At 64.8% G+C, this 20,067-nt stretch carries 22 protein-coding genes; 14 read left to right on the top strand and 8 right to left on the bottom strand.

The window, feature by feature from the left end; genetic code table 11:
* Positions 1 to 73: 73 nt before the first annotated feature.
* The 7 genes from ACP15R_RS05245 to ACP15R_RS05215 all read left to right on the top strand — a co-directional run bounded on the left by ACP15R_RS05245 (position 74) and on the right by ACP15R_RS05215 (position 6,624).
* The gene (locus tag ACP15R_RS05245; RefSeq protein WP_424985336.1) at positions 74 to 1,777 is read left to right on the top strand and encodes an acyl-CoA dehydrogenase; all 1,704 of its coding nucleotides are present in this window, start codon (positions 74 to 76) and stop codon (positions 1,775 to 1,777) included.
* Positions 1,774 to 2,838 carry an MBL fold metallo-hydrolase gene (locus ACP15R_RS05240; RefSeq protein ID WP_424985335.1) on the top strand — a complete coding sequence of 355 codons (1,065 nt, stop codon included), beginning with the start codon at positions 1,774 to 1,776 and terminating at the stop codon, positions 2,836 to 2,838. Before ACP15R_RS05245 ends, ACP15R_RS05240 begins: the two co-directional genes overlap by 4 nt.
* Positions 2,831 to 3,283: a DUF6173 family protein gene (locus ACP15R_RS05235; protein ID WP_424985334.1), complete on the top strand. Its 453-nt coding sequence runs from the start codon at positions 2,831 to 2,833 to the stop codon at positions 3,281 to 3,283. The genes ACP15R_RS05240 and ACP15R_RS05235 overlap by 8 nt, the downstream gene beginning before the upstream one ends.
* 72 nt (positions 3,284 to 3,355) lie before the next feature.
* The gene (locus tag ACP15R_RS05230) at positions 3,356 to 5,200 is read left to right on the top strand and encodes a glycerophosphodiester phosphodiesterase family protein (protein WP_424985333.1); all 1,845 of its coding nucleotides are present in this window, start codon (positions 3,356 to 3,358) and stop codon (positions 5,198 to 5,200) included.
* Positions 5,187 to 5,771: a hypothetical protein gene (locus ACP15R_RS05225; protein WP_424985332.1), complete on the top strand. Its 585-nt coding sequence runs from the start codon at positions 5,187 to 5,189 to the stop codon at positions 5,769 to 5,771. Before ACP15R_RS05230 ends, ACP15R_RS05225 begins: the two co-directional genes overlap by 14 nt.
* A gap of 93 nt (positions 5,772 to 5,864) precedes the next feature.
* The gene (locus ACP15R_RS05220; RefSeq protein ID WP_424985331.1) at positions 5,865 to 5,999 is read left to right on the top strand and encodes an aa3-type cytochrome c oxidase subunit IV; all 135 of its coding nucleotides are present in this window, start codon (positions 5,865 to 5,867) and stop codon (positions 5,997 to 5,999) included.
* 16 nt (positions 6,000 to 6,015) lie between these two features.
* Positions 6,016 to 6,624, top strand: a complete 609-nt coding sequence (locus ACP15R_RS05215) for a hypothetical protein (protein WP_424985330.1) — start codon at positions 6,016 to 6,018, stop codon at positions 6,622 to 6,624.
* Here the strand turns inward: ACP15R_RS05215 and ACP15R_RS05210 are convergent.
* Together ACP15R_RS05210 and ACP15R_RS05205 are read right to left on the bottom strand one after the other, a co-directional pair.
* Positions 6,613 to 6,942, bottom strand: a complete 330-nt coding sequence (locus ACP15R_RS05210) for an AzlD domain-containing protein (RefSeq protein WP_424985329.1) — start codon at positions 6,940 to 6,942, stop codon at positions 6,613 to 6,615. The genes ACP15R_RS05215 and ACP15R_RS05210 overlap by 12 nt on opposite strands.
* Complete coding sequence (locus ACP15R_RS05205) at positions 6,939 to 7,655, bottom strand: AzlC family ABC transporter permease (protein WP_424985328.1); 717 nt, start codon at positions 7,653 to 7,655, stop codon at positions 6,939 to 6,941. The genes ACP15R_RS05210 and ACP15R_RS05205 overlap by 4 nt, the downstream gene beginning before the upstream one ends.
* Positions 7,656 to 7,710: 55 nt before the next feature.
* Here ACP15R_RS05205 and ACP15R_RS05200 point away from each other — a divergent pair, with 55 nt between their 5' ends.
* The 4 genes from ACP15R_RS05200 (at position 7,711) to glp (ending at position 11,078) form a co-directional block, all read left to right on the top strand.
* Positions 7,711 to 8,595 (top strand): formate dehydrogenase accessory sulfurtransferase FdhD, encoded by an 885-nt coding sequence (locus ACP15R_RS05200; RefSeq protein ID WP_424985327.1) that lies wholly within the window; start codon positions 7,711 to 7,713, stop codon positions 8,593 to 8,595.
* The gene (gene mobA, locus ACP15R_RS05195; RefSeq protein WP_424985326.1) at positions 8,592 to 9,212 is read left to right on the top strand and encodes a molybdenum cofactor guanylyltransferase MobA; all 621 of its coding nucleotides are present in this window, start codon (positions 8,592 to 8,594) and stop codon (positions 9,210 to 9,212) included. The genes ACP15R_RS05200 and mobA overlap by 4 nt, the downstream gene beginning before the upstream one ends.
* Positions 9,209 to 9,700 carry a molybdopterin-guanine dinucleotide biosynthesis protein B gene (gene mobB / locus ACP15R_RS05190; protein ID WP_424985325.1) on the top strand — a complete coding sequence of 164 codons (492 nt, stop codon included), beginning with the start codon at positions 9,209 to 9,211 and terminating at the stop codon, positions 9,698 to 9,700. Before mobA ends, mobB begins: the two co-directional genes overlap by 4 nt.
* A 79-nt stretch (positions 9,701 to 9,779) precedes the next feature.
* Positions 9,780 to 11,078: a gephyrin-like molybdotransferase Glp gene (gene glp / locus ACP15R_RS05185; RefSeq protein ID WP_424985324.1), complete on the top strand. Its 1,299-nt coding sequence runs from the start codon at positions 9,780 to 9,782 to the stop codon at positions 11,076 to 11,078.
* 24 nt (positions 11,079 to 11,102) lie between these two features.
* On the opposite strand, the gene ACP15R_RS05180 is transcribed toward glp, so the two are convergent.
* From ACP15R_RS05180 to ACP15R_RS05160, 5 genes are read right to left on the bottom strand one after another with little or no spacing between them, the layout of a single operon-like run.
* Positions 11,103 to 12,065 (bottom strand): 2-hydroxyacid dehydrogenase, encoded by a 963-nt coding sequence (locus ACP15R_RS05180; protein ID WP_424985323.1) that lies wholly within the window; start codon positions 12,063 to 12,065, stop codon positions 11,103 to 11,105.
* 1 nt (position 12,066) lies between these two features.
* Complete coding sequence (locus ACP15R_RS05175) at positions 12,067 to 12,915, bottom strand: fumarylacetoacetate hydrolase family protein (protein WP_424985322.1); 849 nt, start codon at positions 12,913 to 12,915, stop codon at positions 12,067 to 12,069.
* A 13-nt stretch (positions 12,916 to 12,928) separates the two neighbouring features.
* The gene (locus ACP15R_RS05170) at positions 12,929 to 14,716 is read right to left on the bottom strand and encodes an IlvD/Edd family dehydratase (RefSeq protein WP_424985321.1); all 1,788 of its coding nucleotides are present in this window, start codon (positions 14,714 to 14,716) and stop codon (positions 12,929 to 12,931) included.
* Positions 14,717 to 14,745: 29 nt separating this feature from the next.
* Positions 14,746 to 15,486, bottom strand: coding sequence for an SDR family oxidoreductase (locus tag ACP15R_RS05165; RefSeq protein ID WP_424985320.1), 741 nt, complete (start codon positions 15,484 to 15,486; stop codon positions 14,746 to 14,748).
* Positions 15,473 to 16,543: an L-idonate 5-dehydrogenase gene (locus tag ACP15R_RS05160; RefSeq protein WP_424985319.1), complete on the bottom strand. Its 1,071-nt coding sequence runs from the start codon at positions 16,541 to 16,543 to the stop codon at positions 15,473 to 15,475. The genes ACP15R_RS05165 and ACP15R_RS05160 overlap by 14 nt, the downstream gene beginning before the upstream one ends.
* Positions 16,544 to 16,664: 121 nt before the next feature.
* Between ACP15R_RS05160 and ACP15R_RS05155 the strand changes: the two genes are divergently transcribed.
* Genes ACP15R_RS05155 through denD form a run of 3 tightly spaced genes read left to right on the top strand, consistent with a single transcriptional unit; the run spans position 16,665 to position 19,309 of the window.
* Positions 16,665 to 17,432 (top strand): SDR family oxidoreductase, encoded by a 768-nt coding sequence (locus ACP15R_RS05155; protein ID WP_424985318.1) that lies wholly within the window; start codon positions 16,665 to 16,667, stop codon positions 17,430 to 17,432.
* Positions 17,433 to 17,446: 14 nt separating this feature from the next.
* Positions 17,447 to 18,331: an NAD(P)-dependent oxidoreductase gene (locus ACP15R_RS05150; protein ID WP_424985317.1), complete on the top strand. Its 885-nt coding sequence runs from the start codon at positions 17,447 to 17,449 to the stop codon at positions 18,329 to 18,331.
* 3 nt (positions 18,332 to 18,334) lie between these two features.
* Positions 18,335 to 19,309 carry a D-erythronate dehydrogenase gene (denD, locus tag ACP15R_RS05145; RefSeq protein ID WP_424985316.1) on the top strand — a complete coding sequence of 325 codons (975 nt, stop codon included), beginning with the start codon at positions 18,335 to 18,337 and terminating at the stop codon, positions 19,307 to 19,309.
* Here denD and ACP15R_RS05140 read toward each other — a convergent pair.
* On the bottom strand, positions 19,279 to 19,953 hold the full coding sequence (locus ACP15R_RS05140) for a GntR family transcriptional regulator (protein WP_424985315.1): 675 nt from the start codon (positions 19,951 to 19,953) through the stop codon (positions 19,279 to 19,281). The two genes, denD and ACP15R_RS05140, sit on opposite strands and share 31 nt — an antisense overlap.
* Positions 19,954 to 20,067: the final 114 nt, after the last annotated feature.

Raw genomic sequence — 20,067 nt, 5'->3', positions numbered from 1 at the left:
GCTTCTACCCCGTTCCATAGTGGCGACACCCGGCAAAGCCAAGCCCGCCGCCCGTCATTTCAAGAGGTCCGTCATGCCCTACCGCGCGCCTGTCCAAGACTACGAGTTCCTGTTTCGCCATGTTGTCGGCTTTGACCGGGTCGCGGAAACCGGGCGTTTTGACGAGGCCACCCCCGATCTCGTCAGCGCCATCCTGACCGAGGCGGGCAAGATGTGCGAAGAGGTGATGGCCCCGGTGCAACGCAATGGCGATCTGCACCCGGCGCGTCTTGAGAACGGCGTGTTGCGCAGCTCGCCGGGCTTTGCCGAGGGTTGGCGGGCCATTGCCGAGGGCGGCTGGATCGGGATGAGCGGCAACCCCGCGCAGGGCGGCATGGGGCTGCCGATGACCGTGACCACCAGCGTCAATGAAATGATGAGCGCCGCCTGCCTGTCGCTGCAACTCGCCCCGCTGATGAGCCAGGGACAGATCGAGGCGCTGGAGCACCACGCCAGCGACGCGCTGCGCGATCTATATCTGCCGAAACTGATCAGCGGCGAATGGGCGGGCACCATGAACCTGACCGAGCCGCAGGCCGGATCGGATGTGGGGGCGCTGTCATCCCGCGCCGAACGCAACGACGACGGCACCTACGCGATCACCGGTCAGAAGATCTTCATCAGCTGGGGTGACAATGATTTCACCGACAATGTCTGTCACCTCGTGCTGGCCCGGTTGCCCGACGGGGTTGCCGGCACCAAGGGCATCAGCCTGTTTCTCGTGCCCAAGCGCCTGCCGGACGAGGCGGGCAATGCCGGCGTCGCCAACAGCCTCAAGGTGGTGAGCCTCGAACACAAGATGGGCCTGCATGGCAGCCCGACCTGCGTGATGCAATATGACGGCGCAACCGGCTGGCTCGTCGGTCGGGAACATGGCGGCATGGCGGCGATGTTCACGATGATGAACAATGCGCGGCTGGGTGTCGGCGGACAGGGTGTGGGCGTGGCCGAAGGGGCCTATCAACACGCGCTGGCCTATGCGCAGGAGCGCAAACAGGGGAAAACCCCCAGCGGCACCATCATCGACCATGCCGATGTGCGCCGGATGCTGACCACGATGAAAGCCGACCTGTTCGCGGCCCGTGCCATCCTGCTGGCCTGTGCGGTGGCGATCGACATGCAGACGGCAACGGGGGATGCGGATTGGGCCGCGCGCGCCGCCTTGCTGACCCCGATTGCCAAGGCCTTTGGCACCGATGTGGGGATCGCGATCGCCGAGACGGGCGTGCAGGTTCATGGCGGCATGGGCTTTATCGAGGAAACCGGCGCGGCGCAATTCTATCGCGATGTGCGGGTGACGGCGATCTACGAAGGCACCAACGGCATCCAGGCAATGGATCTCGTGGCGCGCAAGATGATGGATGGCGGTGAGGCGGCATCGCGCCTGCTGGACGAGATCGAGGCCCATGCAGAGGGCGCGCGGGCGACATTCCCCGAGATGGCCGAGGCGGTGTGGCAGGCCACCGAATCCTTGCGCGAAACGACGGAATGGCTGGTATCGCAGAACGACATGAATGACCGCTTTGCCGGGGCGGTGCCCTATCTGCGGGCCTTTGCGCGGGTTCTGGGCGGGCATTTCCACGTGATGGCGGCGCTGGCCGGCCGTGACGGCCCCCGTGAAAAACTGGCCCGGTTCTATATCACGCGGATGCTGCCGGAACATGCGGGGCTGCTGGCGCAGGCCCAGGCGGGTGCGGCGGATCTCTACGCGCTGAGTATTGACGAGTTGGGCGCATGAGCATGGATGGCGCGACCACACCCGTTATCCGCTATCCTTGGCAGGCTCCGCCCGAGCGTGGAGAGGCGATAGAAGTGGCCGAGGGCGTGCTGTGGATGCGCCTGCCTCTGCCGATGAAGCTGAACCACGTGAATGTCTATGCGCTGGATGATGGCGACGGCTGGACGATCATCGACACCGGGTTCAACAGCAAGCTCAGCCGGGGCATCTGGACCGACCTGATGGCCGGGCCGCTGGCGGGCAAGCCGGTGCATCGCGTGGTCGTCACCCATCATCATCCCGATCACGTGGGGCTGGCCGGGTGGTTTCAGAGCGACCATGGCGCCGAGCTGGTCGCAACCCGCACCGCGTGGCTGTTTGCGCGGATGCTGTTGCTGGATGACCAGCAGAGACCGCCGCCGGAAACGCTCGAATTCTGGCGCAGCGCGGGGATGGACGCGGCTATCCTCGCCCAGAGGACCGGGGAAAAGCCGTTCAACTACGCGGATATCGTTGCCCCGATGCCGCTGGGATTCCGGCGGGTAAAACAGGGTGATACGATCCGCATGGGCGGGCGCTGCTGGGATGTGCATATCGGCAATGGCCATGCCCCGGAACATGCCACCTTCTGGAGCCGTGACGACAATCTGGTGATCTCGGGCGATCAGATCCTGTGTTCGATCAGCCCCAATATCGGGGTCTATGCCACCGAACCCGAGGCCGATCCGCTCGAGGGGTGGCTCGAGGCGTGCGAAAGGTTGCTGCCACTGGCGCGTGAAGACCATCTGGTTCTGGGCGGCCACAAGCTGCCCTTTACCGGTCTTCCCTTTCGGTTGCAGCAGCTGATCGAGAACCACCACGGTGCGCTTCGCAGGTTGCAGGAATTCCTCAAGACACCGCAGACGGCGGCGGCCTGTTTCCCGACCCTGTTCAAGCGGCGGATCGGGGCCGGCGAATATGGCCTGGCACTGGTTGAAGCGGTGGCCCATGTGAACCATCTTTACCATGCGGGCCTTGTCAGCCGCACCCGCGGCGACGATGGCGCATGGCTGTACCAGGCAGAGGGTGGTTCAGATGGATGACGATATCAAGACAACGGCCGAACTCATCGAGGGCGATATTCTGCCCCGGATACACGAGGTTCACGCCGATCCCGAAAAATGTACGACACCGGATTGCGTGCCGGACCGCCTGAAACAACCGGTTGCGGGCAAGAGCGCGGCGCAATGGGCCTATGAGCGGCTGATCCTGTATATACGCAATTTCGAGGAACAGCTGGATGGCGAGCACGAGGTCGCCATGGGGTTTGTCGGCGGCGGGGCCGGGGTGCTGCGGATCGAGGGGCTGGGATATTACGATCCCGATATCGTGACCTTCTATGGCAGCGACGGCACCGGGGCCCGCACCCAGTTGATCCAGCATGTGAGCCAGCTCAGCGTGATGTTGCGGGCCCTGCCCAGGCCGAGCGCGGATGTTCCGGCCAATCGCATCGGGTTCCGGCTGGCGGCGGATCTGGAAAACGCCTGACGCGGTCTTGCACCTTGGCGGGGGCTGGCGTTCTATGGGACCAGCCCGGCACGCCACAGGAGCCCTGCGCCCATGACCGCATTGACCACGGTGATTTCCGCCTACCGCGCCGCGTGGTCGCGCGGCATTGTCATCACTGGGCTTTACCTGGCCCTGCGGCTGGCGGTCTATGCGGTGCTTGCCCCGCTGTTGGGGGCGTTGCTCAACCGCGCGGTGTCGCTGTCCGATCAATCGGCGCTGACCGATCAGGATATTGCCGGGTTCTTTCTGACGCCGGCCGGGTTCGTGGCCGCTATCGTGGTCATCGCGCTGTTCCTGCTGATCGAGGTTCTGGGCTTTGCCGTGATGGCGGCGCTCTGGCGCGCGGACCGGGGAGATCGTCTTACGCGGGCGCGCGCGGCGCTGGTTGCGGTACTGCGGCGCACCCGGCCGTTGATTGCCTTTGCGGTGCTGTTCGTGCTGCGCATCCTGGCGATTGCCTTGCCTTTCGTGCTGCTCGGGCTGGGTGTTGCGTGGCTGCTGCTGTCGGATTACGACATCAACTATTACCTGACCGAGATGCCGCCACAGGCGTGGATCGCCGGCGCGCTGATCGGTGGGCTGGGCCTGGTGCTGGCGATTGTCTTGCTGCTGACGCTGACCGGCTGGGCGTTGTCGCTGCATCTCGTGCTGTTTGAAGACCTGTCGCCGCGCCGGGCCTTTGCCGCCAGCGCCGCGCGCATGTCCGGGCAACGGGTCCGGTTGCAGCGGGACATCGTGATCTGGCTGGCAATCCGGGTGGTGCTCTTGACGCTGGTGGGGGTGATCGCGACCGCTGTTCTCAACCTGATACCGCTGCCGACGGAGGGCGGCTTGCGGCTGGTTCTGGCCCTGACGCTGGCGATGGCAAGCCTGTGGGGGCTGGCCAATACCGCGGTTTCGGCCCTGTCGCTTGGCGCGCTGGCGCATGTGGTCAACGGGTTCTTTTCCGATCATGCCCATCTTGCGCCCGCTGGCAAGGCCGATGCGGCCCGTTTGACCCTTCGTCTGAAATGGCTGGGCGCGGGGCTGGCCGTGCTCGTGGCGCTCGGCTTCTGGTCTGCCGCGGAATTGCTGGACGAGATCTCGACGCAGGATGATGTGACGATCATCGCCCATCGCGGCGCGGCAGGCAGCCGCCCCGAAAATACGCTGGCCTCGGTGGAAAAGGCGTTGCAGGACGGGGCCGACTGGGTGGAAATCGATGTCCAGGAAACCGCCGATGGCCAGGTCGTGGTCATGCATGACAGCGACTTCATGAAACTGGCGGGTGTTGATCTCAAGATCTGGGACGCGACCATGCCGGAGCTTGCCGGTATCGACATCGGTGGCTGGTTCGATCCGGCCTATTCCGACCAGCGGACGCCGTTGCTGCGCGATGTTCTGGAACTTGCGAAGGGGCGATCAAAGGTCCTGATCGAGTTGAAATATTATGGCTATGACGAGGATCTCGAAAACCGGGTGATCGGACTTGTCAAGGAAACCGGCATGGTCGGCAATATCGCGACAATGTCGTTGAAGTATCCGGCGGTGCAAAAGATGCTGCGGCTCGAACCCGACTGGCGTGCCGGGGTGCTGGCGGCAACCGCCGTGGGCGACATGGCGCGGCTGGACGGCGATTTCGTCGCCCTGAGCAAGGCGCGCGCGACCCCCTGGCTGGCGAGCAGCGTTCAGGAGGCGGGCAAGGACCTTTATGTCTGGACCGTCAATGACCCGCTGGAAATGTCCAAGATGATTTCGATGGGGGTGAACGGGCTGATCACTGACGAACCGGCGCTGGCACGGCAGGTTCTTGCGTTCCGCGCCGAGCTGAGCACTGCCGAGCGGTTGGTGTTGTGGATGTCCGAAGAGCTTGGCCTGTCGGTCAATACAAGGGAGTATCGCGATGCGTCACCGTAATGTGCTGGCATTGGCGATGCTGGTGCCGTGCCATGCGGTATCCGGGCAGGAAAGCGGGATCGAAAGCGGCGGGATCAGCCGGGCGCTCGAGATGCCGGCGCACCGCGTTCTGATCGATACCATCGCCGATGAGGGGGCGGAACTGGCCCCGTTCGAGACCGATGGCTGTAGCGGCGGCCTGTCCGGGGTGTGGCGGCTGGTCTCGGCGCAGCTGCCGGATTTTGCCGCTGCTCACCAAGCCGCCCCGCCCTGGGAATCCTGCTGTGTTACCCATGACCGGGCCTATCACGACATCACCGGGGCCCAGGATGCCAATGCAAGCTATGATGCGCGATTGCAGGCTGATGCCGCCCTGCGCAGCTGTGTCGTGCAGACCGGCGAGACCCGCAAGGCCCGGCTGGCGGCGCATTACGAGGTGGATGTCGCCACTGTCGAGCAGGCCTATCAGGTGATCGCCGAGAGCATGTATCTCGCCGTGCGATTCGGCGGGGGGCCCTGTTCCGGGTTGCCATGGCGGTGGGGCTATGGCTGGCCCGATTGCTCGATCCTGCAACTGGGCGGGGCGGAGTGACGTGGATTTGCCGCGCCGTGCCCGGTTGACGCGGTGACAGGGATTTGCGAATGCGATAACAAGAGACAACGCAACGCGAATAGGATTTCTGAGATGGCGGAATACAAGCACGGCGAGATGGATATCGAAGTTCAGACCAAGACTTTCGAGGGCTTCATGCGGTTCACCACCTGGGCCGTTGTGGGTATCCTCGCATTCCTGGTGTTCCTCGCGATCTTTGCGCGCTGACGCCCCTGTTTCATCGATGAAAACCGTCTTTGCCTGTCTGGCCCTGATCCTTGTCGTGGCCGGTTGCAGCAAGCCGCGCGTCTATGCCCCGGATGATGTGGTGGCGCGTGCCTCGTACCGGCATTCCGGACCGCCGTCGCTGACGCTCTACACGATGGTCAACAACCGGACCGGCAATGGCGCGCATAGCGCGTTGCTGATCAATGCCTCTGAACGGGTGATTTTCGATCCCGCCGGATCGTTCCATTCCGAAGCGACGCCCGAGCGCCATGACGTGTTGTTCGGCATCACGCCGGGTATGGAAAAGGGCTATCGCAGCGCCCATGCCCGCAGCACCTATCACGTGGTCAGCCAGACCATCGCCGTGTCCCCCGAACAGGCCCAGATCGCCTATCAGTTGGCGTTGCAGGCCGGGCCGGTGATGGATGCGCTATGCACGTCGTCGACATCCGAACTGCTGTCGCAGGTGTCGGGTTTCGAATCGATCCGGCAGGTGATGTACCCGAACAAGCTGATGGCGCAGTTCGAAGAGATCCCCGGCGTCACCACCACGCGCTATTACGAGGATGACGATCCGGACCTGCACAAGGCGCTGGACGAGGGCGTGACCCCGCTAGCCGACTAGGTAGAGCAGACCATAGAGCGTGCCGGCCCCCGCAATGATGGCGGCGATCACGTTCTTGGTCAGCAATCCGACCCCGATAGTTGCCGCCCCCGCCGCCATGCGCGGCAGGTCGGGCGTGCCGCCGGTGGCCGCGGGCCAGATGACCAGCGGCGTGACCAGCGCGGGCAGGATCGCCACGGCGGTATAGCGCAGGTGCCGCAACAGCCATGCGGGCAAGGGCCGGTCACCGACCAATCCGATGAACACGAACCGCAGGGCAAAGCTGCCGATGGCCAGCCCGATGATGACGATCCAGAGGGTGCCGGGGGCGATGCTCATGTCCACAATCCCCGCCGCTGGAGCCAGAGTTCGGTGCGTGCGCCGGCCATCATCGCGATGATCCCGGCGACCAGCAGGCCGGAATTATAGGGCAGGCCGGCGGCGGCAATCGACACCACGATCGACACCAGCGCCGCGATCACATGCGCGGCGGTGCGCAACATCGGCGCAATCATCGCCAGAAAGGCGATGGGCAACGCGAAATCCAGCGCCCAGCTCTCCGGGATGCTTGCCCCCATCAGCGCCCCGACCAGCGTGGCGGCATACCAGAACGGCGCGATCAGCGCGCAGGTGCCCGCGAAATAACGGATCCGCGAAGGCAGGCTCATCTCGGGATGTGTTTCGAATTGCGATACCGACAGCGCATAGGATTGATCGACGGTGAAATAGGCCACCAGCGCCCGCTGCCAGACCGGCGCGGCTCCGAGATAGGGGGTGAGCGAGGCGGAATACATCGCAACCCGAAGGTTCACCGCCAGCGCCGAGGCCAGAACGATCAGGGTCGGCGCGTTTTCCTGCATGAGTTGCAGTGCCGCGAACTGCGCGGCCCCGGCGAACACCGTCATGGTGAAAATCATGGTTTCCGAGACTTTCAGGCCCGCTTCGGTCGCCAGCACGCCGAACAGCAGCCCAAAGGGCGTGGCGACAAAAAGAAAGGGAGTGCTGTCCCTGACGCCTTTCCAGAAATACGATTTCGCGGTGGTGGATGACATGCGTTGACCCTAGACTGTGCCGGACTGCACTATCGACGAACGGAGAGGTTTGCAATTGGCCAAAGAGCAGGACATCTCGGGCTACCTCATCGCACCGGACCCGACGGCGCCCCGGTTGACACGGGCCGTCGAGGGTATTGACCAGGCAGGCGAAATCAGCCGCATCAACGTTGTCGAGGAGCGCCCCCTGACGATTTTCCTGAACGCGCAGGAAATCGTGACGGCGATGACGATCGGGGATTATCCGGAATATCTTGCCCTGGGGTTTCTGAGAAACCAGGGGATGCTGTTGCCCGATGACCGGATCACCGGGGTCGATTACGACGAAGACCTGGAAACCGTTGTGGTGCGCACCGAACGCCAGACCAGCTATGAAGAGAAACTGCGCAAAAAGACCCGAACTTCGGGCTGTGCCGTCGGCACGGTGTTTGGTGACATGATGGACGGGCTTGAAGACGTCACCCTGCCGCAAACGCAGGTGCGAAGCAGCTGGCTCTATGCGCTGGCGGCCACGATCAACCGCACGCCGTCGCTCTATCTCGAGGCCGGGGCGATCCATGGCACCGTCTTGTGTTGGCAGGACCGTCCGCTGGTCTACATGGAGGATGTCGGCCGGCATAACGCGGTCGACAAGATCGCCGGCTGGATGTTGCAGACCGCAACGGCGGCGGATGACAAGATCCTGTATACGACCGGGCGGCTGACCTCGGAAATGGTGATCAAGACGGCGATGATGGGGATCCCGGTGCTGGCGTCGCGCTCGGGATTTACCGCCTGGGGCGTGGAAATCGCGCGGCAGGTTGGGCTGACCCTGATCGGGCGGATGCGGGGGCAGCGGTTCATCTGCCTGGCCGGAGAGGAGCGGTTGCTGCGCGATGTAGACCCGGCGTCGGTCCCGGCGGAGGACGGCAAACACCGCCGCAAGAGTGCCCGCGCATGAGCGCGCCGCTGGGCGTGATCCTGGCCGGTGGGCGGGCAACCCGGATGGGGGGCGGTGACAAGGGGGTGCTGCCTCTGGGTGGACAGACCCTGCTGTCGCGGGTCATCGACCGGCTGTCGCCGCAGGTGGCGGGGCTGGCCCTGAACGCAAATGGCGATCCGGCCCGGTTCGAGGCCTGTGGGCTGCCGGTGCTGGCCGATAGTATCGAGGGCTTTGCCGGACCACTGGCCGGGGTTCTGGCCGGGCTAGACTGGGCCGCGGCGCAGGGGGCAGAGGCCATTGTGACGGCGGCGGCGGATACGCCGTTCTTTCCGACAGATCTCGTTGCCCGTCTGCAAGAGACCGGGCAGGGCATGGCGGCCCCCTTGGTGCTGGCGGCGACACCGGATGCGCGGCGCGGGCAGGTTCGCCACCCGACGTTCGGCTTGTGGCCGGTATCGTTGCGCGACGATCTGCGCGCGGCATTGAATGACGGGCTGCGCAAGGTGGTGCTCTGGACCGAGCGTCATGGCGGGCGCGAGGCGGTGTTTCCGGTTGCCGATATCGACCCGTTCTTCAACGTCAACACCCCCGACGACCTGGCGCGTGCCGAACAGATGCTAGGGGTGCTGGCATGAAGCTGTTTGGCATCGTCGGCTGGAAAAACACCGGCAAGACCGGGCTGGTTGAACGGTTGGTGCGCGAAATCTCCGAGCGGGGGTTCAGCGTTTCGACCCTGAAACACGCCCATCACAGCTTTGACGTGGATCAGCCGGGGCGGGACAGCCACCGGCATCGCGTGGCCGGGGCGCAGGAGGTTCTGTTGGCGTCGGGCAAACGCTGGGCGTTGATGCACGAACTGCGCGAGGACCGGGAACCGGGGATGCGGGAGCTGCTGGCGCGGTTGTCCCCGGTCGACCTGGTGCTGGTCGAGGGCTACAAGCGCGAGGCGCATGCCAAGATCGAAACCCATCGCGCCGAGGTCGGCCAAGCGCTGATCGCGCCTGACGATCCGACCGTCCGGGCAGTGGCAAGCGATACCGCAATCACGCTGGATCGCCCGGTCTTTGATCTGGATGATACCACGGGGATCGCGGATTTCATCCTTGCCGAGGTGGGTCTGTGAGCCGATTGGGCCGGGCCGCGCTTTCGGCGCCGGGATTGGCGGAACGCGGGTGACGGACGCAGCGCGGAAAGGGCAGAACATGGGGTCGCAACATCAGGACAAACAGACCGGCACGGGGGCCAAGCCGCTGGCGCCGCCGCCCTTGCGTAACGATTGTTTCGCCCTGCCCGCAGGCGTGGCCTGGACCCCGGTCGACGCGGCGCTGGAGATGTTGCGCACCCGCCTGAACCCGGTGACGGGGGATGAAACCGTGCCACTGCAACAGGCGTTTGGCCGGGTGTTGGCGCGGGACGTGATGGCGCTGCGGTCGAACCCGCCCCAGCCGAATTCCGCCGTGGATGGCTATGGGTTTGCCGGGGCAATAGTCGATGGCGCGCATGTGCTGCCGCTGATCGAGGGGCGGGCGGCGGCGGGTGTTCCCTTTGCGGGGTCGGTGCCCGCCGGTCACGCGATCCGCATCCTGACCGGGGCGGCGGTGCCCGGGGGCGTCGACACGGTGATTCTCGAAGAGGATGTGACCTGCGATGGCCGCCAGATCGCCTTTCGCGGGCCGTTGAAACAGGGGGCCAACACTCGCAAGGCCGGGGAAGACGTTGTCGCGGGCGACCTCGCGCTTGCGGCGGGGCGGGTGATCACGTCGGCGGACATGGCCCTGTTGTCGGCGGTCGGCATCGCGCATGTGCCGGTGCGCAACCGATTGCGGGTGGCGGTCCTGTCCACCGGGGATGAACTTGTCGAGCCGGGGGATACCGCGACCACGGGTCAGATTTTCGACGCCAACCGGCCCATGTTGCTGTCGATGGCGCGGGCCTTTGGATTTGAGGCGCTGGACCTGGGGCGGGTGGCCGATGACCGCGCGGCCCTGCGGGCGCGGCTGGATGCGGCGGCGGGCTCGGCGGACGTGATCCTGACCAGCGGTGGGGCCTCGGCAGGGGACGAGGACCATGTTTCGGCGTTGTTGCAAGAGGCGGGTGCGATGCAGGAATGGCGCATCGCGATCAAGCCGGGGCGGCCGCTGGCATTGGGTCTGTGGCGGGGTGTGCCGGTATTCGGGCTGCCGGGAAACCCGGTGGCGGCGATGGTCTGTACCCTGATCTTTGCCCGCCCGGCCATGTGCCTGCTGGCCGGGGCCGAATGGCGGGAACCGCAGGGGTTCGACGTGCCCGCGGCGTTCGGGAAGCGCAAGAAGCCGGGGCGGCGTGAATACCTGCGGGCGCGGATTCGGAACGGGCGGGCCGAAGTATTTGCATCGGAAGGATCCGGGCGGATCAGCGGGCTGAGCTGGGCCGAGGGCCTGGTCGAGATCGGCGATGCAGAGCGGCACATCCAGCCCGGAGATCCGGTGCGGTTCATTCCCTATGGCAGTTTCGGGCTCTAGCAGCCTGCCAGAGCCCGCAGGGTTTCAGCCGATGTTCCGACACTCCGGCACCGGCGTGATGGTGCTGCCATCACCAAGCCATTGGCTGAGGTTGTCGCAGGTCAGATCGCCCATCGCCTGCCGGGTCTCATGGGTGGCGCTGCCCACGTGGGGTTGCAGCACCACGTTGTCCATGTCGAACAGTTCGGAAGGGACGCGCGGCTCCGCTTCGAACACATCAAGCCCGGCGCCGCCGAGCCGCCCCTCGCGCAACGCCTGAACCATGGCGGTTTCATCCACCACCGAGCCGCGCGAGACGTTGACCAGAATGCCCTCGGAGCCAAGCGCGTCAATCACGTCCCTGTTGATCAGGTGTCTTGTCCCGGCCCCGCCCGGTGTGATGCAGATCAGCACATCGCTATCGCCGGCCATCTCGGTCAGATCGGCATAATAGCGATAGGGCACATCCCTGGGGCTGCGCGAGTGATAGACCACGGTGCTGTCAAACACCGCGAGCCGGTCGGCAATGGCCTGCCCGATACGACCCAGCCCGACAATGCCCACGGTGCGCCCCTGAACCGAGCGGGACAGCGGGGCGTTGCCTTCGGCCTCCCATCGGCCGGCGCGCACATAGGCGTCATTTGGCACCAGCCGCCGGCTGACCGAGAACCACAGCAGCAGGGCGGTATTGGCAACCTCGTCATTCAGCACGTTGGGCGTGTGGGTCACCACGATGCCCCGTTCGGCGGCGGCGGTCGCGTCGATGGCGTCATAGCCGACACCATAGCTCGACACGATTTTCAGGTTGGGCAGCGCCGCCATCAGGTCAGGACGCAACCCGTCATGACCGTTGGTCAGAACGGCGGTGATCGCGGTGCCATGCGCGGCCATGAACGCGCCCTGGTCCGGTTGGTCATAGAGCGCATGAACGGTGAACTCGGCGGTCAGCCGGCCCATCATGCGCTCGGTTACCCCGCCGATCACCAGCAGATCGGGTTTCGCGGTCATCTCAGCTGTCCTCGGTCACGGTCTGGGTCTGTTGGCCCAGCCCTTCGATCCACACATCCATCCGGTCCCCGGATTTCAGATAGACCGGCTCGGGTTTCATCCCCATGCCAACACCCGGAGGCGTGCCGGTCGAGATCACGTCGCCCGGATGCAGGGTCATCAGCCCCGACAGATGTTCGATGATTTCCGCGACGGTAAAGATCATGGTGCTGGTATTGCCGGTCTGCATCCGCTTGCCATTCACATCCAGCCACATGTCGAGCTTTTGCGGATCGGGCACTTCATCGCGGGTGACGAGCCACGGGCCGGTCGGGCCAAAAGTGTCACAGGATTTGCCCTTGGTCCACTGGCCGGTGAGTTGGGTCTGGAAATACCGTTCGGAGACATCGTTGACCACGCAATAGCCCGCCACATGATCCAGCGCATCGGCGGCGCTGACATATTTCGCGGTCTTGCCGATCACAACGCCCAGTTCGACTTCCCAATCGGTATGGGTCGAACCGCGCGGCATGCTGACGGTGTCATTGGGGCCGACCACCGCCGAGTTGGCCTTGAAAAACAGGATCGGATGCTCGGGAATATCGGCACCCGTCTCGGCGGCGTGGTCGGAATAGTTCAGCCCGATGCACAGGAATTTTCCGATATCGCCGACACAGGGGCCAAGGCGCGGGTTGCCCTCGACCACGGGGAGGTTGGCGGCGTCGAGCGCGCGCAGCTGATCGAGCGTGGCATCATCCAGGGCCGCGCCCGCGATGTCGGCAACTTTGCCGGACAGGTCGCGCAGCGTGCCGTCCCCATCGATCAGGCCGGGTTTTTCCGCGCCGGGTGCACCGTATCGTACCAGTTTCATTTGGGCTCTCCTGTCAGTGATTGTCACGCGGCATCGATTTGCGCGCGATGTCTTGGAATTCGGTGGCCCCCTCCAGCACCATGCCCTCCGAGAAGGGACGGACCTTTTCGCGGAAGATTTCCTGCCAGGGCGACTGGCTGGGCGGGGCAAAGGGGCGTTCGGGCAGGGCGGCGCGGCGACGGTCCAGCTCGGCATCATCCACCAGCATATTGGCGGTGCAGGCCCGCAGGTCGATGCGCACCCGGTCGCCGGTTGCCACCAGGGCCAGCCCGCCGCCATCCGCCGCCTCGGGCGAGGCGTTGAGGATCGACGGGCTGCCCGAGGTGCCCGACTGGCGTCCGTCCCCGACACAGGGCAGCGCATGGATACCGCGCCGGAGCAGGTAGGCGGGTGGGCGCATGTTCACAACCTCGGCCCCGCCGGGATAGCCGATAGGCCCGGCACCGCGCATGATCAGGATGCAATGCTCGTCAATGGCGAGGCTCTCGTCGTCGATCCGCTTGTGGAAATCCTCGGGCCCGTCAAACACGATGGCGCGGCCTTCGAAGGCATCCGGATCCTCGGGGTTCGACAGGTATCGGTCGCGGAACTCCTTGGAGATCACGCTGGTTTTCATGATCGCGCTGTCAAACAGGTTGCCCGACAGGTTGATGAACCCGGCCTCGCCGGTCATCGGCTCGGCGATCGGCTTGATCACGTCGGGAGTTTCGCTGCGCTTGTCGCCGCAGTTCTCGGCCATGGTCCTGCCGTTCGCGGTGATCACATCGGGATGCGGCAGCAACCCGGCCCCAAGCAGTTCGCCGATCACCGCCGGCACGCCGCCCGCGTGGAAATAATCTTCGCCCAGATAGGCCCCCGCCGGTTGCAGGTTGACCAGCAGCGGCACCTTGTGGCCCAGCCTTTGCCAGTCGTCATTGTCAAGCTCGACCCCCAGGTGACGGGCCACTGCATTCAGGTGGATCGGCGCATTTGTCGAACCGCCGATGGCCGAATTGACGACGACGGCGTTTTCGAACGCCTCGCGGGTCATGATGTCGGTGGGGCGCAGATCGTCATGCACCATCTGCACGATCTGCTTGCCGGTTTCATAGCTGATCTGCCCGCGCTTGCGATAGGCGGCGGGAATCGCGGCGGAACCGGGCAGTTGCATGCCAAGTGCCTCGGCCAGCGAATTCATCGTGCTGGCGGTGCCCATGGTGTTGCAATAGCCGACCGAGGTGGCCGAGGACGAAACCAGTTCCATGAACCCGTCCTCGTCGATGTCGCCGGCGGCCAGCAATTCACGCGCTTTCCAGACGATGGTGCCCGACCCGGTGCGCTCGCCCCGGAACCAGCCGTTCAGCATCGGACCAACCGACAGGGCGATGGCCGGGATATTGACCGTCGCCGCCGCCATCAGCAGCGCGGGCGTGGTCTTGTCACAGCCGATGTTCAGAACCACGCCGTCGATGGGATAGCCGTAAAGCGTTTCGACCAGCGACAGGTAGGCAAGGTTGCGGTCCAGCATCGCGGTGGGACGCTTGCCGGTTTCCTGGATCGGGTGAACCGGGATCTCGATCACCGTGCCGCCCGCCGCAATCACCCCGTCGCGCACGCGCTTGGAGAGCTCGACATGGTGCCGGTTGCAGGGGCTGAGGTCGCTGCCGGTCTGGGCTATGCCGATGATCGGCTTGCCCGACTGCAATTCCTCGCGCGTCAGGCCATAGTTCAGGTAACGCTCGAGATAGAGCGCGGTCATTTCCGGGTCATCCGGGTTGTTGAACCATTTTTGCGACCGGAGCGGGGGTTTCTTGTCCGTCATGTGCGCTCTCCTTGGGTAATGTGTTGCGGTCAGCCGGACCAGCCGCCGTCGATGATATAGGGCTGTCCGGTGGTAAAGGCGCTCTCGTCACTGGCGAGATGCACGACAAGGGCCGCGATTTCCTCGGCCTTGGCGATACGGCCCATCGGCTGGCGGGCGATGAACTCGGTCATGGCCTTGTCGTAGTCCCCGGTGGCGCGCAGCCGCTCATGCAGGGACGGGCTCTCGACCGTGCCGGGGCAGATGGCGTTACAGCGCACGCCGCTGGCGATGTATTCGATGGCGACCGATTTGGTCAGGCCGATCACCGCCGCCTTGGACGTGCCATAGACGAACCGGTTCGGTGCGCCGATGATCGAGGAGCAGGCAGAGGACATGTTGATGATCGAGCCGGTGCCGCGTTCCAGCATTCCGGGCAGCGCCGCGCGGATGGTGCGGAACATGGATTTGACGTTCAGGTCGAGCGCAAAATCCATGTCTTCGTCCGTCGCGTCCAGCACCGACCCGGCATGGACAAACCCGGCGCAGTTGAACAGCACATCGGGCACAGCGCGGGCGACGCCCTGGTTCACCGAGTCCGCGTTCAGGACATCCATCGCAAAGGTCTCGATCCGGCCGTCGCTGTCCTGCGCCAGCGCGGCCAGCGCGTCGGGGTTGATATCGGTCGCAAAGACCTGGGCACCCTCGGCAGCCATGGCAAGGGCGGATGCCCTGCCGATGCCCTGTCCGGCGGCGGTGATCAATGCGCGTTTTCCGTCAAGTCTTGCCATGGTTGGTCTCGCCTGGTGGGTGAGTTGTAAAGTCAATCTGCACCTTCATTGCGCGGCTGCGGTCTCCGGCCATTTCAAAGGCTTGCAGGGCATCGTGCAGGGGATAGCGGGCGCTGAGCAGGGCTGCCAGATCAAGCGCGCCAGCGTTGATCAGCGCCACGGCCTCGGCGAATTCTTCATGGAACCGAAAGGCACCGCGCAGATCGATCTCCTTGGCCACCATCAGGTTCAGCGGCAGCGAGGCATCCGCGCCCAGCCCCACCTGGACCAGCACCGCACGCCGGCGCAAAAGTTCGAGCCCGGATCGCAGGGCCCGCTCGTTGCCTGACGCCTCGATCATCACGTCGAACCCGTCGGCATCGGCGCGAAACGCATTCGCCCAATCGGCCTCATTGGCAACATTGATCGCCCGGTCCGCGCCCACCGCGCGGGCGATGCCAAGCACGTGATCGATCACGTCGGTCACCACCACCAGAGCCGCGCCGCGTTGCTTTGCCGCCAGCAGGGCCAGTGCGCCAATCGGTCCGCAGCCGGTGATCAGGACACGTTTGCCGGCAATGTCCCCGGCGCGGTTCAGCGCGTGCAGGGCGACCGAGAGAGGTTCGGCAAAGGCCGCCAGTTCGGCCGGAACATCCGGTGCAATCACGTGGCACTGGCTCGCATCCGCGATCAGTTCCTCGCGAAACGCGCCCTGGATATGGGGCATGGGCATGGCGCTGCCGTAAAAGCGCATGTTCGCGCAATGGTTGAACAGTTGGCGATCGCAATAGCCGCAATCATGACAGGGGCGACTTGGCGAAACGGCGACCCGGTCCCCTTGGGCAAGTCCCGTGACACCCGCGCCAAGCTCGGCGATGGTGCCGGAAATTTCATGCCCCAGGATCATCGGTTCGCGCAGGCGAACGGTGCCGAATCCTCCGTCGTGATAATAGTGCAGGTCCGAGCCGCAGATGCCGCCGGCTTCGATGCGAACCCTGACCCGGCCGGGCGCAACAGGATCGCAAGCGCATGATTCTATGCGCAAATCCCTTGCCGCGTGGATGACCACAGCCTTCATCTATCCCCCCCGAACCGGCCCCGAACCGGGCCGTTTTTTAATGGCCTAGTCGAAAGCGATTCAAAATACTAGGGTCCAGTTCCGTCGGGTCGCCGGCACATGAGCTTGGGGGAGAGAGCGTTTGAGGAAGAATTATTTTGACCTGTCGGGCCGGCGGGCGCTGGTCACCGGGTCGAGCCTGGGAATTGGCCGCGCGCTGGCGCGGGGCCTGGCAGAACACGGGGCCAGCGTGGTGCTGAATGCACGCGATGCGGCACGTCTGGGCGAGGCGGCAGAGGCGATGCGGGCCGAGGGGCTGGACGTGGCCGAGGCGGCTTTTGACGTCACCGACAGTGCCGCCGTGAGCGCCGCCATCTCGCGGCTCGAGGACGGGATCGGGGCAATCGATATCCTGGTCAACAATGCCGGGATGCAGCATCGCGCGCCGCTGGACGCGTTCCCGGAAGACGCCTGGGACCGGTTGCTGCGCACCAATGTGACCAGCGCGTTTCTCGTGGGCAAGGCGGTGGCCGGGCACATGATTGCGCGCGGGCGCGGCAAGATCATCAACATCGCCTCGGTTCAGAGCGAACTGGCCCGCCCCGGTATCGCGCCCTACACCGCCACCAAGGGGGCGATCCGCAACCTGACCCGCGGGATGGCGACCGACTGGGCACGGCACGGTCTGCAATGCAACGCCATTGCGCCGGGCTATTTCAAGACGCCGCTCAACCAGGCGCTGGTGGATGATCCGGCCTTTACGGAATGGCTGGAAAACCGCACCCCCGCCGGACGCTGGGGCGATGTCGACGAGCTGGTCGCGGCGGCGGTGTTCCTCGCCGGGGAGGGGTCGTCTTTCGTGAATGGCCAGACATTGTTTGTCGATGGCGGCATGACCGCGTCGATCTGAGGGAGAGATTGCACATGAAACCGACAATTGCCGTTCTGGGCACCGGGCTGATGGGCGGGCCGATGGCGCGCAACCTGCTGCGGGCCGGGTTCCCGGTGCGGGCGTGGAACCGCACGTCGAGCAAGGCCGAGGCGCTGCTGTCCGACGGCGCCACCATATGCCAGACACCCGCCGGGGCGGTGCAGGGCGCGGATGTCATCATCACCATGCTCAGCGACGGAGTGGCGACCGGGGCGATGACCCGCGATGCAGAGGTCGGGGCGGCGTTGCAACCTGGCGCGCTCTGGCTCGACATGAGTTCGACCAAGCCGGAAGAGGCGCGGGCACAACAGCAACATCTTGCCGGGCTGGGCGTGGATCATCTGGATGCGCCGGTCTCTGGCGGCACGCGCGGCGCCGAGGCGGGCAGCCTGGCCATCATGGTCGGCGGCGACAGGGCAGCATTCGATCGCGCGGAGCCCGTGTTTCAGCCGATGGGCCGCCCGGTTCACGTGGGGCCGGCGGGGGCGGGGCAATTGTCCAAGCTCGCAAATCAGGCGATTGTCGCCATCACGATCGGGGCGGTGGCCGAGGCGATGCTGCTGTTGGAGACAGGCGGTGCCAACCCGGCGGCTGTGCGCGACGCGCTCCGGGGCGGGTTTGCCGACAGCACCATCCTGCAACAGCATGGCGAGCGGATGAGCGAGCGCAATTTCGAACCGGGCGGTTTGTCCAGGTTCCAGCTCAAGGATCTGGACAACCTGCTGAACGAGGCCGACAGCCTGGGCCTTGCGCTTCCGACATCCCGACATATCCGGGACCGGTTCGCGCATTTCTGTGACGCGATGCAGGGTGGCGACAAGGACCATTCGGGCCTCTTTCTCGAACTCTGTGCCCGCAACAACCTGAAGGTGGAGTGAACGATGACCAAGATCCTGATCCTGGGCGGCGGCGGCATGATCGGCCAGAAGCTGGCCCACCGGCTGGCGACGGATGGCTGGCAAGGCAGTGCCGCCGACGTGATCCTGCACGACATCGCCTTTCCGCCGGCGGGGGCCAAAGCGGCGCAGCGACTGACCAGCAGCCTGACCGAGGCCGGCATTTCCGAGCGGCTGGCCGCGATGCGCCCTGACGTGGTGTTTCACCTGGCTTCGATCGTGTCGGGCGAAGCCGAGCAGGATTTCGACAAGGGGTGGGATGTGAACATGTTTCCCACCTGGGCGTTGCTGTCGGCGCTGCGGGCCGAGCATGTGAACAGCGGCGAAACCTATCGGCCGCGCGTGGTGTTTTCCTCGTCCATCGCGGTGTTCGGCGCGCCGTTTCCCGACAAGATCGGCGACGAGTTCCTGGCCGCGCCGCTGACCTCTTACGGGGCGCAAAAGGCATGTTGCGAGATGATGGTCGGCGATTTCAGCCGCAAGGGGTTCATTGATGGGGTGTCGATTCGCCTGCCCACAGTCTGCGTGCGTCCGGGCAAGCCGAACAAGGCGGCCTCGGGGTTCTTTTCGGGGATCATCCGCGAGCCCCTGAACGGTCAGGAGGCAGTGCTGCCGGTGCCTGACACTGTGCGCCATTGGCACGCGTCGCCCCGTTCTGCGGTGGGGTTCCTGCTGCAAGCGGGCACCATGGACCTTGATCCGCTGGGCGCGCGGCGCAGCCTGAACATGCCGGGCCTGTCCTGCACCGTTGCCGAACAGATCGAAGCCCTGCGCCAGGTGGCGGGCGCGGATGCCGTCGCGCGTATCCGGCGCGAGCCGGACGAGTCGATCATGCAGATCGTCGCCGGTTGGCCGCGCGATTTCGATACCGCACGGGCGCGGGCCCTGGGCTTTGTGGCGGAAACGGAGTTTTCCGAAATCATCCGGACCTACATCGCCGAGGAACGGCCCGCCGGCTGATTTTCCAGAAGATTGCGCGACAGGTGATCGTGGATCGCCTGTTGCAGCGCCGCCGCGTCGGCCGCGAGCGCGCATTCCACGATATGCGCGTGTTCGGCCACGTTGCGCGGAAAATAACCGTAGTTGCGCTCCTTGGTGACAAGCTGTTGGCGGAACTGGTCGTAGATCGATTGAAACGTGCTGCGCAGCAACGGCGAGTCCGAGGCCGAAACCAGCGTTTCGTGGAATTCCCATTCGGCGGTGCACCAGGGCACGACGATGCCGGTAATGTCACCCGAGGCCGCGATTCGGTTCTCGATATGCGAGAGCTTGTAATGCGCGGCGGTCAGCCGGGCTTCCCATTCGATACCGCCATTGCGCATGGATTGTGCCGCGCCGACCTGCTCAAGGGTGATGCGGAAACTCGCGAGATCATGCTGCCTGCGGCGGTCAGAGGGCTGGGCGCGAAATCCGCGCTGGTCCTCGAACTGTACGAGACCCACCGTCGACAGGCGGAACAGAACCTCGCGCAACGTGTTTGCCGACCGCCCGTAGAGGGGCTGCAAATCCGAAGGTTTGAGCTTGGTGCCCGGTGCGAAATGCGCGGTGGTCAGCTTGACCCGCAGGTCCTCGTAGATCTCGATGGTCTCGTAACGCTTGGTCATGAGGCGGCCTTCCCTGGTGCCGGAGACCTAAGCACAAATTTTGAATTATCGCAAGAATTTCAAAATTTTTAAAATTTCAGATTTTTTGTTGCCGCATGCCAAGCGGGTTGCTAG

The organism is Microbulbifer sp. S227A (genome assembly GCF_049800935.1).
This window is presented reverse-complemented; position numbering and strand designations above follow the sequence as displayed.